Origin of the sequence: Marinobacter sp. THAF197a, assembly GCF_009363275.1 — a bacterium.
Taxonomy (GTDB): Bacteria; Pseudomonadota; Gammaproteobacteria; order Pseudomonadales; family Oleiphilaceae; genus Marinobacter.
This window is the reverse complement of sequence record NZ_CP045324.1, coordinates 2941995-2954674: the sequence shown is the minus strand read 5'-3', so window position 1 is coordinate 2954674 and position 12680 is coordinate 2941995. Positions and strand designations below refer to the sequence as shown.

9 protein-coding genes are annotated in these 12680 nt (G+C 57.6%); 6 read left to right on the top strand and 3 right to left on the bottom strand.

The window, feature by feature from the left end; genetic code table 11:
- The first annotated feature begins 67 nt into the window (after window positions 1–67).
- Both parE and FIV08_RS13675 read left to right on the top strand, forming a co-directional pair.
- Window positions 68–1963: a DNA topoisomerase IV subunit B gene (gene parE / locus FIV08_RS13680; protein WP_072676666.1), complete on the top strand. Its 1896-nt coding sequence runs from the start codon at window positions 68–70 to the stop codon at window positions 1961–1963.
- 95 nt (window positions 1964–2058) lie between these two features.
- On the top strand, window positions 2059–3825 hold the full coding sequence (locus FIV08_RS13675) for an SLC13 family permease (RefSeq protein WP_061331598.1): 1767 nt from the start codon (window positions 2059–2061) through the stop codon (window positions 3823–3825).
- Here the strand turns inward: FIV08_RS13675 and FIV08_RS13670 are convergent.
- Complete coding sequence (locus tag FIV08_RS13670; RefSeq protein ID WP_138437164.1) at window positions 3813–5096, bottom strand: EAL domain-containing protein; 1284 nt, start codon at window positions 5094–5096, stop codon at window positions 3813–3815. The two genes, FIV08_RS13675 and FIV08_RS13670, sit on opposite strands and share 13 nt — an antisense overlap.
- Before the next feature lie 598 nt (window positions 5097–5694).
- Here FIV08_RS13670 and FIV08_RS13665 point away from each other — a divergent pair.
- Window positions 5695–6243, top strand: coding sequence for a cytochrome b (locus FIV08_RS13665; protein WP_152438721.1), 549 nt, complete (start codon window positions 5695–5697; stop codon window positions 6241–6243).
- Window positions 6244–6294: 51 nt separating this feature from the next.
- Window positions 6295–6876: a YceI family protein gene (locus tag FIV08_RS13660; protein WP_152438720.1), complete on the top strand. Its 582-nt coding sequence runs from the start codon at window positions 6295–6297 to the stop codon at window positions 6874–6876.
- Between the two features lie 33 nt (window positions 6877–6909).
- On the opposite strand, the gene FIV08_RS13655 is transcribed toward FIV08_RS13660, so the two are convergent.
- Together FIV08_RS13655 and FIV08_RS13650 are read right to left on the bottom strand one after the other, a co-directional pair.
- Window positions 6910–8547, bottom strand: coding sequence for a methyl-accepting chemotaxis protein (locus FIV08_RS13655; protein ID WP_152438719.1), 1638 nt, complete (start codon window positions 8545–8547; stop codon window positions 6910–6912).
- A 113-nt stretch (window positions 8548–8660) separates the two neighbouring features.
- Window positions 8661–8897, bottom strand: coding sequence for a hypothetical protein (locus tag FIV08_RS13650; RefSeq protein ID WP_061331593.1), 237 nt, complete (start codon window positions 8895–8897; stop codon window positions 8661–8663).
- Between the two features lie 220 nt (window positions 8898–9117).
- Between FIV08_RS13650 and parC the strand changes: the two genes are divergently transcribed.
- A complete protein-coding gene (gene parC / locus FIV08_RS13645; protein WP_058092088.1) occupies window positions 9118–11424 on the top strand; it encodes a DNA topoisomerase IV subunit A in 2307 nt (768 codons plus the stop codon).
- Window positions 11417–12649 carry a phosphoserine phosphatase SerB gene (gene serB, locus FIV08_RS13640; RefSeq protein WP_138437169.1) on the top strand — a complete coding sequence of 411 codons (1233 nt, stop codon included), beginning with the start codon at window positions 11417–11419 and terminating at the stop codon, window positions 12647–12649. Before parC ends, serB begins: the two co-directional genes overlap by 8 nt.
- Window positions 12650–12680: the final 31 nt, after the last annotated feature.

Sequence of the window (12680 nt, the reverse complement as noted above, 5' to 3'; positions counted from 1 at the left end):
TCTTTCAGCCCGAATCCCTAAGCTATGGCTCAGCTTTAACGACCACTTGCGGAGCCATGCCGTTACTATGAGCCAGCAACAATACAACGCCGATGCCATTGAAGTTCTGAGCGGTCTTGACCCGGTGCGCAAACGCCCGGGCATGTACACGGACACCTCAAGGCCGAACCACCTGGCTCAGGAAGTCATCGATAACAGTGTGGATGAGGCGCTGGCCGGCCATGCCCGCCGGATTGATGTGATCCTGCACAGTGACAACTCCCTGAGTGTGGAAGACGATGGCCGCGGCATGCCCGTCGATATCCACAAGGAAGAGGGCGTTCCGGGGGTGGAGCTGATCCTCTCCCGCCTGCACGCCGGTGGTAAGTTCTCCGAAGGCAACTACAACTTCTCTGGTGGTTTGCATGGGGTGGGTGTGTCTGTGGTGAACGCCCTGTCTACCCACCTGGAAGTCACCATCCGGCGGGACGGGCAGATTCACCGGATGACCTTCGCCAACGGCGACAAGGCCTCCGAGCTGGAAGTGATCGATACCGTTGGCAAGCGCAACACCGGTACCCGCCTGAAGTTCACGCCCGACCCGAAATACTTCGACAGTCCGAATTTCTCCGTCAGTCGCCTGCGCCATAACCTGCGGGCCAAGGCCGTGCTTTGTCCCGGTCTGCACGTGACCTTTGTACAGGAGAAAACAGGGGAGAAAGACGAGTGGTTCTATGAAGACGGGCTGCGGGATTATTTGCGCACCGCCCTGGCCGATATTGAAGCCGTGCCGCTTGAGCCCTTTACCGGTAGTTTTTCCGGTAACAAAGAAGCGGTGGATTGGGCGATCCAGTGGCTGCCGGAGGGTGGCGATGCCGTCATGGAAAGCTACGTCAACCTGATTCCCACCGCCCAGGGCGGTACCCATGTCAATGGTTTACGTACCGGACTGCTGGAAGCCATGCGGGAATTCTGTGAATTCCGCAGCCTGCTGCCCCGTGGCGTCAAGTTGTCGCCCGAGGATATTTGGGAACGGGTGGCCTATGTCCTGTCCTTCAAGATGCAGGAGCCGCAGTTCTCCGGCCAGACCAAAGAGCGTCTGTCGTCCCGTGAGGCGGCGGCGTTTGTCTCTGGCGTGGTGAAAGACGCCTTCAGCCTGTGGCTGAACCAGCACACCGATATTGCTGAAGCCCTGGCAGAGCTGTTTATCAGCAATGCCCAGCGCCGGCTGCGGGCCAGCAAGAAGGTGGCCCGTAAAAAGGTGACCTCCGGCCCGGCGTTGCCTGGCAAACTGGCGGACTGCTCCGGTGCCGATACCACCCGTTCAGAGCTGTTCCTGGTGGAAGGTGATTCGGCTGGTGGTTCCGCCAAGCAGGCCCGGGATCGGGAATTCCAGGCAGTGATGCCGCTGCGGGGCAAGATTCTGAATACCTGGGAAGTGGATTCCGGTGAAATCCTCGCCTCTCAGGAAGTCCACGACATTGCCGTGGCCATCGGTGTTGATCCTGGCTCAGAGGATTTTACCGGTTTGCGCTACAACAAGATCTGTATCCTGGCGGATGCCGACTCTGACGGCCTGCATATCGCCACTTTGCTGTGCGCGCTGTTCGTAAAGCACTTCCGTCCACTGGTTTCTGCTGGCCACGTATTTGTCGCCATGCCGCCGCTGTACCGGGTGGATCTGGGCAAGGAAACCTTCTATGCCCTGGATGAGCACGAGAAGCAGGGCATTATCGACCGTCTGGCGGCTGAGAAGCGCAAGGGCAAGGTTCAGGTAACCCGCTTCAAGGGCCTGGGTGAGATGAACCCCCTGCAATTGCGTGAAACCACCATGGCGCCTGACACTCGCCGCCTGGTGATGCTCACCCTGGAAGAGGGTGACGACACCGATGAGCGAATGGACATGTTGCTGGGCAAAAAGCGGGCTTCAGACCGTCGGGTTTGGCTGGAAGCCTACGGCAATATGGCGGATATCGCGGTTTGATATTCTCTGCAGTACTATAAAAATCATTACTTATTCTTTCTCAGAATTGATGAGGGCCGCTATCCTGCCAGTTTTCTAACCGGAATAACCGAGTTATGGACTGGCACGGATGGTTTTCCCTTGGGTTGGCGGGTGCCGCCCTGTTACTGATGAGCTCTGGCCGCTTCGCGCCGCATCTGGTGATGATGGCGGCCTTGGTAGTGCTGAGTGCCAGCGGTATCATCGGCCCGGAACAGGCCCTTGCCGGCTTCAGTAATCCGGGGCTGATCACCGTGGTTGCTCTGTTTGTGGTGGCCTCCGGTGTTCACCATTCCGGGGGTGTTGACCTCCTGGTGCACTACATTCTGGGCAGCCCGAAAACCGTTCGCGGCGCCCAGGCCCGCATCGCCTTACCAGTCACGTTGCTCAGTGGCTTCCTGAATAATACGCCGGTGGTTGCCACCATGATTCCGGCGGTTCATGCCTGGTCGCGCAAGATTGGTATTGCCCCTTCCAAGCTGATGATTCCCCTCAGCTATGCTGCCATTTTTGGCGGAACGCTCACCCTGATCGGTACCAGTACCAACCTGGTGGTCAATGGTCAGTACCAGCAGCTGACCGGTGAAGAAGGCTTTTCAATCTTCGCCATTACCCAGGTTGGGCTGCCGGTAGCGATCATCGGGGTTGCTGTGATGTTGCTGGTACTGCCGCGGATGCTGCCAGATCGTAAAGACCAGCAGAAGTTCGGCTCGGTTAAAGAGTTTACGCTGGAAGTGGCGGTCGCGTTCGAGGGGCCGCTGGTCGGCAAAAGCGTAGGCGAGGCCGGGCTGCGGGAGCTGGATCGACTTTATCTGGTGGAAATTGAGCGGGATGGCAGCGTGGTAACGGCGGTGCCATCGGAAGAGCGTCTTCGGGGCGGTGACCGCCTGGTGTTTGCCGGCGATACCCAGGCCATTTCCGATCTGTTGCGGATCAATGGCATCGTGCCTTCGGTGCATGATGATGAGCCGTCGCTCAGCAAGGACCGCGCCGAACGACGTTTGGTGGAGGCCGTGTTGTCACCCCAGTCAGATGTGCTTGGCCAAACCATCAGGGATGCCCGGTTTCGGGACCGGTACGGTGCCGTGGTGCTGGCGGTTGCACGCGGAGGTGAGCGGGTGCCGGGTAACCTTGGCAACATTCGCCTGAAGCCCGGTGATGTGTTGTTGCTGGAAGCGCGCCCTGCGTTCGTCAGCCGGCAGCGATACAACAAGGATTTCCTGCTGATCAACGACCTTGAGACAGAAGCGCCGCGCCACGACCGGGCCTGGTTGTCCTGGGGCATTTTGCTGGTGCTGGTCGGGCTTGCCGCCTGCGGTATCATGACGATGCTCAACGCTGCCCTGGTAGGGGCATTCGTGATGATCCTTTCCGGCTGCTGTACGGTTGGCCAGGCTCAGAAAGCGGTAGACGTTCCGGTGATTCTCACGATCGCTGCTTCCTTTGCCATGGGCGGAGCGCTGGAACAGACCGGAGCGGCGAGTTATCTGGCCGGTGCGGTGTTCAGCCTGAGCGATGGCCACACCCTGCTGGCGTTATTGCTGGTTTACCTGGTGGTGTCAGTGCTGACGGAAGTCATTACCAATAACGCAGCCGCCGTCCTGATTGTGCCGGTAGTGCTGTCGCTCACGTCTGCGATGGGCGTGGACTCCGAGCCGTTTATCATTGCGGTGATGATGGCCGCTTCGGCAAGCTTTGCCACACCGCTGGGTTATCAGACCAACATGATGGTGTTCGGGCCGGGAGGCTACCGTTTCAGCGATTTTATCCGGGTGGGTTTGCCGATGAATGTCTTTATCGGCCTGGTGACGGTTGGAGTTATTTCGGTGGTTTACGGCGTTTGATGGGGGTTGGCGAGGATATCGCAGCACAGCACCTGCAAACGTCCCTTGTGCTCGTAGGCCAGTGACAGGGTGACGCACATATAGGCGCCGGTTACGCACAGGTAGGGTGTTGTAACGTGCAGGTTCTCAGGCTGGGCCAGGGCCTGGCGCAGGTATTGCTGACGGAACCAGTCGGCGCTGGTGGTGTTCTCCAGCGGCCGGAAACGAGGGTCCCGCTTCTCAATGGCGGAATCGGAGACCAGGGTGTCTTCAATCTGGATGCCCTTGTCATCCGCCAGATAGCAGCGGGATACGGCGGGGTGGTTCAGAAGTTCAAAGCAGGCCTGTGACATCAGGCTGCCGTCCTGCAGTCGTTCAATGGCCCGCCGGAACGGCCCGTTGAAATAGTTGACCAGTTGCTGCGTGGGGTCCTGGGTGATCTGTTTGCGCTTCTTGTATTCCTGAAGTAATTCTTCGAGGTCTGCCGGCGTGTGGGGCAGTTCCCCGAGCTCAAGGCAAGGGCGCCGGAAATAGAATCCCTGTACAAAGTCCACGCCAGCATCGATGGCTATCATGGCCTGATCACGGGTTTCCACGCCTTCCAGTAGTACCAGGCATCCCGACTGGTGAAGCAGTGACACCATGCCATTCAGAATCTGCCGTGCCCGCTGATCGTCAGTGGCGCGGGTCAGCAACGTACGATCCAGTTTGACGATATCCGGCGACAGGTTCCAGATTCGCTCGAAATTTGAGTGGCCGGCGCCAAAATCATCGATCGCGGTGAGGCAGCCAAGTTTCCGGTAGTAGGCGACGGTGTCTTTCAGTCTCTCCGCATCGTCTGTGGGCTGCTCAACAATCTCCATCACAATTCGATGGGGTGGTAGCCCGGTTTTCTTCAAAAGCGCCCCAAAGAACGAATCAGACTGGCTGCCACTGGTCACCACCCGGGGGGATACGTTCAGGAATAGCCAGTTCAGCTGGTCTTTTATGCCGCTGTAGTTACGGATATGCAGGTATCGACACAGCCGGTCCAGCAGGAGGTTTTCAGCGTCGGTGTCCGGAAGTTCAAACAGGTGATTGGGAAGTACAGCCGCGTTGTCATTGTCGAACGCCCGGATCAGGGCCTCATAACCAACGGTCCGTTTGTGGGAGATGCTGTAAATCGGTTGCAGGGCGGTTCTGAGCTTTAGCCCTCTGAAATCGGCTGTCCAGGTCTCTCCTTGCTGAGTGAGCATGGGCGAGAGCAGGTCCAGTTCTGGCGCTGGCAGGATATCGGTAAGGCTGTGGGACATAGGCGAGTCTGAACCGTTTAACGAACGCATCAGGAGCAGCAGTTGTGGTGCTGACCACTGAACTGTTAGCCAGAGTGCCCACATCCCTGGCACGTTTGCCTGTATTTCAAGGCGTTAACTGTTTAGCTAAAGCGCAGATTGCCAAAAAACAGGAATCATTACCACTGTTTAACCGGTAAAACTCGAAACAGTTTGTGACTTTGTGTTGGTATGGGGAATTCGGGGCGGGGCTTTGGAGAGCAGAACCCCCGGCAGGCCGGGGGATCAGAATGGGGCGTATTAATTGTTGCTGGGTACTACTACGGATTCGTCGAATTCCAGTTCCATGTCGTTTCCTCTCGGTCACTGAGGCCCCCGACGGGGCGAATTAAAGTATGTGAGGAGTTTAGCGGTGCTGTGAATTTGCACAATCCGTAGAACCCGTATTCGACCAAAGTGGCCAATGCCAGAGCCGGCGTCTGCCAGAGACTTGATCAGATAATTTGATGTATCCCGGCAGAATATTTTGATTTTCACCCGGCGGTTCGGGGCCTAGACTGATCTTAACGTATCAGTCGCACAGGTTGGCGCAGTCCAGGGATGGAGGATTTCCCAAATCATGAAATTACGAAATACCAACACCGCCTACGGTCTGATCGCCGTCAGTTTGCACTGGCTGGTGGCGCTGGCGGTCATTGGCCTGTTCGGGCTCGGCTGGTGGATGGTGGAACTGTCCTACTATGACCCCTGGTACCGACAGGGGCCACACATTCACCGGAGCATTGGCATCCTGCTGTTCATATTGGTGGTGGCCCGGCTGTTGTGGCGAGTTGTGACTCCGCCTCCCAGGCCACTGCCTGAGCACCAGCGGTGGGAAGTGATTGCCGCCCATGGGGCCCATGGGTTGCTTTATCTGCTTCTGTTCGTAGCCATGATCAGTGGATACCTGATTACCACGGCCGATGGCTCGTCCATCAGCGTATTTGGCTGGTTTGAGGTGCCTTCAGTTACCGGCCGGATCAGGGGGATGGAGGACACCGCGGGTGCGGTCCATTACTGGAGCACCTGGGCACTGGTCGGGCTGGCCGGGCTGCATGCCCTGGCGGCCTTGAAACACCATTTTATTGATCGGGATGCCACGCTCAGGCGCATGCTTGGCCGCGGTTGACGCAGATCCGAAGACCGAAACGATAACCATGACCCACTCAGGGAGAAGACCATGAAAAAACTCTTGCTCGCATCCGCCGTTTCCGTGGCGCTGATCGGCACTGCCAACGCCAGCGAACACAGCGGCACCTATGCCTTTGATAAAGAGGGCGCACACCAGTTCATCACCTTCAAGATTTCCCATCTGGGCTACAGCTGGCTGTATGGCCGGTTCAACGACTTCGACGGCGAATTTGTCTACGACGCCGAGAACCCGGAGAACAGCACCGTCACCGTCACAATCGACACCGCCAGTGTGGACTCCAACCACGCCGAGCGCGACAAGCACCTGCGCAGCGATGACTTCCTGCATGTGAGCCAGTTCCCGCAGGCCACCTTCAAGAGCAAGCGCGTGGTTGTGGATGACGACGGCGAGGCTGATATCATCGGCGACTTCACCCTGCGCGGCGTGACCCGTGAGATCACTCTGGAAGCCGAAATGCTGGGCCACGGTGAAGACCCCTGGGGCGGCTACCGTATGGGCTTTGAGGCCGAGACTGAATTTCGTCTGAAGGATTTCGGTATTCCGATGGATCTGGGTGAAGCCTCCGAAACCGTTGAAATCAAGATCTCCATCGAAGGCATTCGTCAGTAATCCTGATTGAAACCTCTGCCTCAGGTTCCGGGGTTAAACCCGGAACCTGCCTGTCTGTTGCTCCAGTTCTGAAGCATAGTCCTTAAGTGACTTGCTGATTCCGTCGATGGCACGAGAGCGTTCAGCGCTGGCCGCGGCCAGGTCGTTAATGTCGGTAATGCTGCGATTGATTTCGTCAACAACCTGGGTTTGTTCCTCGGTGGCCGACGCCACGCTGGTGTTTACATCGGTGATATTGGAGATGGCCTCCAGAATGGCTTGCAGTTCCTGCTCGGCTTCGGTGGCCAGTTTTTCTGTCTCAGCGGCTTCTTTACTGCCGGTTTCCATCACACTGACCACATCCGAAACGCCAGTCTGCAGTGCTGTGATCATGGTCTGAATGTCTTCGGTGGACTGTTGTGTGCGTTGGGCGAGCGTTCGCACCTCATCCGCCACAACTGCAAAGCCCCGGCCTTGTTCACCGGCTCTTGCCGCTTCAATGGCAGCGTTGAGGGCCAGCAGGTTGGTTTGTTCGGCGATACCGCGAATCACATCCAGAACCGAGGTGATGTTGTCAGAATCATCAGACAGCTTGCGGATCACACCAACCGCCTTGGAGATCTGGGCCGCCAGCCGGTGCACCTGCCTGGATGAATTCCGGATGATTTCGGCACTGTTCTGCCCCTTGAGGTCTGCTTCCCGGGTGATCTCGGCCGCCCTTGAGGCATTCCCGGCAACTTCTTCGATCGCGCTTTGCATCTCATTGATGGCCGTTGCCACCATGGAAATCGAATCGGTCTGGCGGGTAACGCCCTCGTTGTTGTCCCTCGCAGCAGACGCCAGTTCAGTAGCGCCCTGTCCCAGATCCCGGCTCAGGGTCTGTATTGAGCCGATCATGCCCTGAAGGTTCTCCAGTACCTGATTGAAGCTTCTGGCCAGTTGCCCCAGATCATCGTCCACGGTTATTGGTATTCGTTGGGTCAGGTCGCCTTCGCCCTGGGCAATGTTGTCGAGCTGGCTGCGTAAGGCCTGAATGGATCGGATGATCAGTCTCAGGAAAATCAGAAAAAGGACAATGCTGATAACGATGGCCGCGACCGTTATAACGGTAATGGTCACCGTGCTGGAAGTGCCTTCGGCGCGGGCCTCGGCATAGCGACTCTGGGCCTGTTCGTCTGCATGGCCTTCGGCTCTGTCGTAGAATGCCCGTAGCCGCTGGAATAGCCCGATGGTTTCTGTGGCGGCAAGGTTTCTGGCTTGTGTTCCGTCCCCCCGCTCTGCCAGTGCCAGAACCTGGCGCGCAGAGCGCTCCCATTGGTCGAAGGCCTGGTCAAAGCCCCCGGTCACCGAGCTGATCCCTGTGCCCCGTAGCCGCGCTACGCTGTCGGTAAAACGTCGACGGGCCTGTTCAACATTTTCCTCAAAATCTGCGACGGCGTCTGTTGTATTCTCTCCGTTCAGGGTCTGGTCGACCACCATCATCTGCGCGACCAGGGCCTGATACAGGTCGCGGTCACCGTTGAGGATTTCGGCAACGGAAGGCAGGAAGGTGACGGCAATATCTTCAGTGCTTTCCACCAGGTTTTTGGCTGTCAGCATGCCGAATCCACCGGCGACAACCAATGCCAGAGCGGTGATGAAAAAGGGCAAGGCGATCTTGGTGCGCAACCCCAGATTGTTTAAAACGTTCATGCAGCCTCCAGATTATTATTGTTGCTCTTGAGGCTAAGCGTAGCAGGGGGCGGGATGTTGTCACCCTGAACATGAGGGTGGAATCTTGATTTGGCTCAGGATTTGATGACGAATCAGGGTTGTTGCACGTTGCCGGATTGCTCACTGGTTCGGCACAGATGCCGTTGGCGCCAGAACTGGGCGATAAAGATGACAACGCCGATAACCAGGCCGGCCCATAGATAGGGTTCAGGCATCTGGAATGATCCACTGATGGCGAATTCCACCAGCAGCATCAGCGCGACGGCCAGGGTAGCATTCACCAGGGCTGTCACCAGGGCGTGCCCGCAGGCTTTAAGATTGGGTTTCATAGGTTTCCGCTTGTCAGGGGATAAAACGGCTTTCTATTCACTGTGGCGAGAATACGGTGCACCTTACAGACTCTCCATGCGGGAATTCCGCTATTGGAAATTGGTGTATCGTTGCTTGCGTCCATATAATGTGCGCCACATTGCCCGGTGTTTGTGCCGGGTTACCGGGGCTGCATCAAAGCCGCATTTCAAAACAGGCAGTTAAGGCAAAGAGGCATCTATGCCAGAGTTTCAGACAACGGATGAAGGTTTCGAAAGAGTATCGCTACGGGATTATACCGAGAAGGCCTACCTCGACTACTCCATGTACGTGATCCTGGACCGTGCATTGCCCAACGTAGGGGATGGGCTCAAGCCGGTGCAGCGTCGGATTGTTTATGCCATGTCGGAGCTGGGGCTGAAATCCACCTCCAAGTACAAGAAATCTGCCCGTACCGTTGGTGATGTGCTGGGTAAGTTCCACCCCCATGGTGACAGCGCCTGCTATGAAGCCATGGTGCTGATGGCGCAGCCGTTCTCCTATCGCTACCCGTTGGTGGATGGTCAAGGTAACTGGGGCTCCCCGGACGACCCGAAATCGTTCGCCGCCATGCGTTACACCGAATCCCGCCTGGCTGCCTTTGCCGATGTTCTGCTGGGTGAGTTGGGCCAGGGAACCGTGGACTGGACGCCGAACTTTGATGGCACCATGGAAGAACCGTCCGTTCTGCCAGCCCGGTTGCCTCATGTGCTGCTGAACGGTACCACCGGCATTGCCGTGGGCATGGCCACTGACATTCCGCCGCACAATGTGCGAGAGGTCACAGCCGCCTGCATTCGTCTATTGGATGACCCGGAAGCCACCGTTGACCAGCTCTGTGAACACATCAAGGGCCCGGATTTTCCCACCTATGCGGAAATTATTACCCCTCGCAAGGATTTGAGACAGATCTATGAAACCGGCCGCGGCTCTCTGCGTATGAGAGCTCGCTGGGTTCGTGAAAGTGGCGAGATCGTGATTACCGATCTGCCACATCAGGTATCCGGTAACCGGGTGCTGGAGCAGATTGCCCAGCAGATGCAGGGCAAGAAGCTGCCCATGGTGGCGGACCTGCGTGACGAATCCGACCATGAGAACCCCACTCGTCTGGTGATCGTGCCCCGGTCCAACCGGGTGGATCTGGATGGTTTGATGGCGCACCTGTTTGCCAGCACTGATCTGGAGAAAACCTACCGGGTCAATATTAACGTAATCGGTAACGATGGCCGCCCGGGTGTAAAAGGGCTTCACCAGATCCTGACCGAGTGGCTGGCGTTCCGAAAGACCACGGTTACCCGCCGCCTGCAACACCGTCTGGATAAGGTTCTGGCCCGGTTACACATTCTCGAAGGCTTGTTGATTGCCTATCTCAATATCGACGAGGTGATTGAGATCATTCGTACCGAAGACAAGCCCAAGGCGGAATTGATGTCCCGGTTTGGCCTGTCGGCAGACCAGGCGGAAGCCATCCTTGAGCTGAAATTGCGTCATCTGGCAAAACTCGAGGAAATGAAAATCCGCGGTGAGCAGGACGAACTGGCCGCGGAAAGGGATGAGCTGCAGGCCATTCTGGGCTCGGAAGACCGCCTGCGCGAGCTGATAAAGACCGAACTGCAGCAGGATGCCGAAACCTACGGTGATGACCGCCGTTCCCCAATTGTTGCCCGTGAAGAGGCCAAGGCCTTCAGTGAGATTGACCTGGTGTCCAACGACCCGGTCACTGTGGTGCTGTCGGAGAAGGGCTGGGTGCGGGCTGCCAAGGGGCACGACATTGATCCGTCCGGGCTCAGTTACAAGTCTGGCGACCGCTTTGCGCTGGCTGCCAGGGGCAGAAACAATCAGCAGGCCATTTTCCTCGACAGTACTGGGCGGGCCTATGCTCTCATGGCTCACAGTCTGCCGTCTGCCCGGGGGCAGGGCGAGCCTCTTACCGGCCGGATCAACCCACCGTCCGGGGCGACCTTCTCTGGTCTGCTGATGGGGAATCCGGAGCGTAAAGCGCTGCTGGTCACTGACGGTGGTTATGGTTTTGTGACCTCGTTGAACGACATGATCAGCAAGAATCGAGCTGGCAAGGCGGTGGTGTCTGTGCCCAAAGGGGCGCGAATCATGCCCCCCGTGCTGATCCCAGAGACAGCAACAACCCTTTACCTGGCGGCCATATCCAACGAGGGGCGCATGCTGGTGTTCCCGCTCAGCGAATTGCCGGAACTGGCCAAGGGTAAGGGCAACAAGATCATCAGCATTCCCTCTGCCCGCGTTCAGAATCGTGAGGAATATGTGGTGGCTGCCGCCGTCTTCGGTGAAGAAGACCAACTGGAGGTGAAGGCCGGCAAACGCAAACTGGGTCTGCGTTTTGCCGATCTGGAGCATTATCTGGGTGAGCGTGGCCGGCGTGGTCACAAATTGCCCAGAGGGCTCCAGCGGGTAGACGGCATTGATGTGATTCCGTCTGCCGCCCGTGCTCAGGAAGAAGCTCAGGACGTGGAGGGCACCGACAGTGAGTGAGCTGGTTCTGGTAAATGTGTCCGGGCGAGACAAGCCCGGATTGACCTCGGAGATCACCGGGATCATGGGGCAGTATGATGTCCGGATTCTGGATATTGGCCAGGCGGTGATTCACGACCACCTGACCTGGGGCATACTGATCGAGATCCCGGATGAGTCGAAATCGTCCCCGGTGATCCGTGACCTTCTTTTTCGGCTGCATGCCCTGGATCTTCAGGTGCGCTTTGCCCCCATCACGGTGGAGGAATACCAGGCATGGGCCGAAGGCCGTAACCGGGCCTGCTACATCGTTACCCTGCTATCCCGTGACATCAAGGCGGAACAGATCGCCCGGGTATCGGCCATTACCGCCCGGCATGGGCTGAATATCGACAACATTACCCGCCTTTCCGCACGCCCGTCGCTCAATCAGGGGGAGAACCGCATTGCCTGTGTCGAGTTTTCGGTGCGGGGAACGCCGTCAGACCTGGAACAACTTCGGGCGGACTTCCTGCATATTGCCGGTGAGATGAACGTGGACATCGCCTTCCAGGAAGACTCCATTTTCCGGCGAAACCGCCGGTTGGTGGTGTTTGATATGGACTCCACGCTGATTGAGGCGGAGGTGATCGATGAGCTGGCCCATGAGGCTGGCGTGGGAGAGCAGGTTGCGGAAATAACCGAGCGTGCCATGCAGGGTGAACTGGACTTCAGCCAGAGTTTTGCCGAGCGGCTGGCGCTGCTCAAAGGCCTGGATGAGTCGGTGCTTGAGAGTATTGCCGGTCGGCTGCGTATGACAGAGGGGGCAGAACATCTGATCCGAAGCCTGAAGGCGCTGGGCTACCGCACCGCGATTCTCTCCGGTGGCTTTACCTACTTTGCCCGCCACCTGCAGCAAAAACTGGGCATTGACTACGTTTATGCCAACGAACTGGACATTGTCGACGGCAAGGTGACCGGTCAGGTTAAGGGGCAGATCGTGGATGGCAAGCGCAAAGCCGAGCTGCTGCTCGAGATTGCCGAAAAAGAGCATATCTCAAGGGAGCAGGTCATCGCCGTGGGTGATGGTGCCAACGACTTGCCGATGCTGAGCCAGGCTGGCCTGGGCGTGGCCTTTCGTGCCAAGCCGCTGGTCAAGGAATCGGCTCGACACTCCATTTCCACCCTGGGCCTGGACGCCATTCTGTACCTGATCGGTTTTCGCGAAAGTGACACCAATCAGACTCTCCAGAACAGCAGCCTGTGAATGCAAAAAGGGCGAGGTTCTAACACCTCGC